The 4,899-nt window shown below is 37.0% G+C and carries 4 protein-coding genes; all 4 read left to right on the top strand.

Annotation, left to right across the window (positions count from 1 at the left end; translation table 11 throughout):
• Window positions 1-47 precede the first annotated feature (47 nt).
• Window positions 48-1,748, top strand: a complete 1,701-nt coding sequence (locus DNK84_RS06225; protein ID WP_119343689.1) for a hypothetical protein — start codon at window positions 48-50, stop codon at window positions 1,746-1,748.
• On the top strand, window positions 1,749-3,419 hold the full coding sequence (locus DNK84_RS06220) for a DNA repair helicase XPB (protein WP_119343688.1): 1,671 nt from the start codon (window positions 1,749-1,751) through the stop codon (window positions 3,417-3,419). It begins immediately after the preceding gene.
• Window positions 3,420-3,605: 186 nt separating this feature from the next.
• Window positions 3,606-4,016, top strand: coding sequence for a conjugal transfer protein (locus tag DNK84_RS06215; protein WP_119343687.1), 411 nt, complete (start codon window positions 3,606-3,608; stop codon window positions 4,014-4,016).
• Window positions 4,009-4,899 (top strand): nucleotidyl transferase AbiEii/AbiGii toxin family protein (locus tag DNK84_RS06210; RefSeq protein WP_162902267.1); only part of this gene is annotated, 891 nt, incomplete at its 3' end. The genes DNK84_RS06215 and DNK84_RS06210, both read left to right, overlap by 8 nt.

Genomic DNA, 4,899 nt, shown 5'->3' with positions numbered 1-4,899 from the left:
TGAAAAAGCAGGCTATGCCGTGAAAGAACAAAGTGGAAGTTAACTTTATGACAGTAATCAGTGACATTCAAGAAAACATGGATATTAATTCAGATCAATACAAGCACCTCATTCCTGATACGCGCATTTTATTATGGTTCCATGCTTATATGGATTACCTTTGCTTAAGAGAAGTGAAAAGAAGTTATCGAGGCAATCACATTCCTGATGCTGATTATAAAAGAATATGTAAAAGCATTAATCAGGAAGATAACGATAATAATAGACGATATATTGATGAAGCAGATCGTATTGCTTATGCAATGCATTGGATTAAATATGATAAGCGCGGTTCTTATGGTTATACTTCAGATGAAAGACTTTATAAAAACAATATCATTAAAGTCTCCAAAGAGGACTATCAAGATTATCTGAATATAGCGAATGAAGATAAACGTTATAAAGCCCTTGTAAAGAGACTTTATACGTCTGTTGTGCCAGATAGCAATGAGTTATTTCAGTCTGATGGTTATGGCGCAGGCATATTAAATAAGTTCCCACTGGAGTATTATTACGCCAAAGACGTGGTGAGTCAGATTAATTTTGAAGCTGCGCGTTTAGCGATTATTGATGCATTAGCTACTCTTAAACCAGAGGTATGGTACTCTGTTGATACACTGGTTGATTACTTACATAAACATCATTGTTACGCATTAATTCCAGAAAATATGAAGCCATCAAGACACTCTTATGGGAAAGCTAATAGATATGCTCATTTTAATGAGCATCCACCGACAGAAAAATATAAAACGACAACCATTGATCAAAGTATGCCCGATGCTTTTGAGCGTGTTGAGGGGCGTTTTATTGAGCGGTTTTTAGAAACGATTCCTTATACGTTGGGGTGGGTAGAACTAGCTTATGAAAAAGAACACAATAGTGATGTTAGTCCCTCATTAGGACATTTAAAAGCATTCAAGGTGACTCAATTATTTTATATGCTGTATGTGAATTCTGTCCCAGCACCAACAGTTCAGGTGCTACCTAATTATGAAATAACGATTGAGTCGCTCATTTACCCTGTAGGACTTATGCATCAGCTCATGAAGCTTGGTGAGTTTAGTAATCATGGTGCAATATCACAGATTAAGATTGATAAGAACAATATCATTCAATTAGCAGCAAGTGAGCCTAATCTTGATGTGATCAAGCTTTTGAAAAAATTAAGCACTCAAGGATTGCCGCAAAATGTTGAGACAGATATGCAGGAGTGGTGTCATCAAGGAGATGCCTTTAAGCTCTACACTAATAGCGTGCTACTAGAATCACAATATTCCCATGATTTTCTTGCAGAGCATATGACTGCCTCAATTGATAAAAGAACCTTTATTGTAAGTGATTATCAAACGGTTATTGATAAGCTGGATGCGCATGAAGATGTTTCTCTTGTTATTGAGCATGAAGATGACAAATTTAAGCTGTTACCTAAATCCTATGCGACTTCCTTACCAAAAGAAGGCACAAAAAAAGCTAAAAAATCCCAGCCAAAACGGAAAGTTAAATTAAAAAAACAAACCATGCTCTCTTATGACTTTGCTGATAAGGAAGCGTTTAATTTAATTAAAGATGATTTGATTGCTAAGCATATTGTTATTGGTGTTAATGAATCCAGTAGAACAATCAGCTTAAGCAAAAAGCATGAGCAAGCGTTTAAACAGTCATTAAAAGCAGCTGAAAACTATCAGTTTGCCGTAGAAGAGGAAAAATAATTGAATCCTTTAGCCCCTTTAATTGTCCAAAGTGATCATACGCTTTTATTAGAAGTGCAAAACCCAGAGTATACCGCATGTCGTGATTTTTTGGTGAGCTTTGCTGAATTGGTTAAGTCACCAGAGTTTATGCATACCTATCGAACGACACCACTATCACTATGGAATGCCGCAGCATTAGGCATTGAGATTGAGTCTATTCTCGACAATATGACTAAATTCTCTAAGTACCCTTTACCTGCTCCAGTTATACAATCCATGACGGATTGGTATCAGCAGTATGGTAAGTTAGTGCTTGAGAAATCAGATGACGAAGAATATCTACTGCTAACAGTCTCTGATGATTATATATTCGATAAGATAACTCATGATGATGCGTTAAAAAGCTTCTGGTATGAATATGACATCACCGAAAAAGCATTGGTTGTTAGGGCTTCTGACAGGGGAAATGTTAAACATGCACTGATTAAAGCAGGCTATCCTGTAAATGATCTTTGTGGCTATATTAAAGGTGAACAGCTTGAGATTACATTGCGTGATGTGACACTGGAGCACCAAAAATTTAGCTTACGAGATTATCAACTTGATGCTATAGATGCTTTTTATCAAAATGGACGTAATGCGGGTGGTAATGGCATTATCGTTCTACCCTGTGGCTCAGGCAAAACTATTATTGGCGTTGGTACGATGGCGTGTATTTCTAATCATACGCTAATCGTGACGACTAATACTACATCAGTCCATCAATGGCGCCATGAGATCCTACAAAAAACACACTTAACTGAGGATCATGTAGGTGAGTATATTGGCGGACACAAAGAGATTAAACCAATCACTATTACTACTTACCAGATGTTGACGTATCGCGCATCAAAATATGACCCCATGAATAATATGAAAGTCTTCACACAGAGAAATTGGGGATTAATTATTTATGATGAAGTCCATACGTTACCTGCACCGGTATTTCGTGCGACTACCGCTATTCAGGCTAAAAGAAGGCTGGGGCTGACGGCGACACTGGTTCGTGAAGATGGTCTTGAGGATGATGTTTTTGCCTTGATTGGTCCTAAGCGATATGACGTCCCCTGGAAAGTACTAGAAGCGCGTGGTTATATTGCTGAAGCAAACTGTATTGAATACCGTGTGCCATTTTGTAAAACACTTGAGAAAGCATATGCTTTTTCAGATAAGCGTAGTCGTTATCGCATTGCGGCTGAAAATAAACATAAAATCACTCTGGTAAAGGATTTATTGAAGAAACACGCCAAGGACCAGGTGCTTATTATTGGTCAGTATATTTCGCAATTGGATACGATTAAAAAAGCACTTAATGTTGAAATTATCACAGGGAAAACAAGCCAGCAGCGCAGAGAGGTACTATATCAGCAGTTTAAAAGTGGTGAGCTATCTGTTTTATTGGTCTCTAAAGTGGCTAACTTTGCTGTTGATTTACCTGATGCAAATGTTTTGATACAAGTATCAGGCACCTATGGCTCACGTCAGGAAGAAGCTCAACGGTTAGGTCGTATTTTGCGACCAAAGAGCAAACCTTCACATTTTTATACTTTGGTGACAAAAAATAGTGATGAGCAAGACTTCAGTCAAAACCGTCAGATGTTTTTGGTGGAACAAGGCTACCAATATAACATCTGTTATTATGAGCAATAGATTTGGCAGCTTGCAATTATAAATGCTGTTATTTAGCAATTTTATTTCCATCATCAATTTGAATTGGCCACGAAGTTCGTGGTTAATGTGAAAACTTTCCACTAAATATGTTTGACTAACATTAATTGTCCATTTTTGGCAATTTGTGTTATACTTTAACTGTCCATTTTTGGCAAGGTGACTATCATGAAAGTAAAATATGAAGAAACGACAGAATATAAGTTATGGCAATATATACAGAATGCGTCAAGTGACGTTATTTTGCGTGAGGATTTTATATGGTTAGATAGCGATAGGCAGGTTACCCGTGCTTTGAATGCATTAATAAAAAAAGGAACGATTGCAAAACTAGGCTATGGGATTTATGTGCGCTTGTCTTATTCTGAATTAACAGGTAAAAATTATCTACCAAATGGATTTGTCGCTGTTGCCAGGGAAGCATTAACAAGATTGGGGATTCGCTGGGATATTTCAGAAGCTGAGAAATCTTATAATTCGGGTGAATCTCAACAAATACCAGCAAACCCGGCAACTAAACTTTTGGATCGATTCCGTAGGACAATATCTTATAGAGGCATGGAGCTGCGCTTTGAGTAATAAATTCCATAATTATTCCGATGATGAACTTAGGGAGTTGATTAACCTAAGTGCTGAGGAGTTAGGATTACAAGCGCCATATGTTATTGAGAAAGACTTATTTGTTACCAAGGCAATATCTGTGCTTATGGACGTTCAGCATGAGTATTTTGATTTAATTTTTCAAGGTGGCACGGCACTTGCTAAGGCGCATAAGATTATTCAGAGAATGAGTGAAGATTGTGATTTTAGATTGATCTATAAAAATCCTAATCAGCAGCGTAAAAAAGATGCTCAACGTAAAATACTACGTGATTTTAGGAAGTCACTGCTTAAAGCCTTATTAGATAATGGATTTATATTAGATGATCATTCAGTTAATATTCGCAATGAAGGTCAATTTATTTCCATTAAAGCCCAATACCATTCGCTTTATGACAATCAATCACCAGCAAGTTTAAAACCATACTTGGCTTTGGAATTATTTTTAGGTGAGGTCAAACTTCCTGTTGTGGCGCATAAAATCATGCCGTTAATTAGCCATGTATTTGGCAATAAGGTTAACTTTCCTCAAATTGATGTGCTATGTATGTCGATAACTGAGACAGCAGCAGAAAAATGGGTTGCGTTGACTAGAAGAGTTGCAACAATTAGCCAGCGTGAGCATTATTACGACCAAGATTTAGTGCGTCATATATATGACCTTTACATGATCCAAAGCAAGTCCTTATTAGATGAGAGTAGTTTCATAAAAATAGTGACGGATATTGTTGATGGAGATCGTATTCATTTCAGAAAGCACAGTGATCTTTATCATCAAGACCCAGTTAAAGCAATTAAGCAATCACTTCATGAACTAGAAACCAATCCATGTTGGTCAGAAAATGAGCCCATCCATCTAACT

This window comes from Facilibium subflavum, assembly GCF_003574485.1.
Classification (GTDB): Bacteria; Pseudomonadota; Gammaproteobacteria; order Francisellales; family Francisellaceae; genus Facilibium; species Facilibium subflavum.
This window is presented reverse-complemented; position numbering and strand designations above follow the sequence as displayed.

What these genes read in the sequence shown, in the direction of transcription:
- DNK84_RS06225 (WP_119343689.1), top strand. Translation starts at nt 48, where the DNA reads ATGACAGTAATCAGTGACATTCAAGAAAACATGGATATTAATTCAGAT.
- DNK84_RS06215 (WP_119343687.1), top strand. Translation starts at nt 3,606, where the DNA reads ATGAAAGTAAAATATGAAGAAACGACAGAATATAAGTTATGGCAATAT.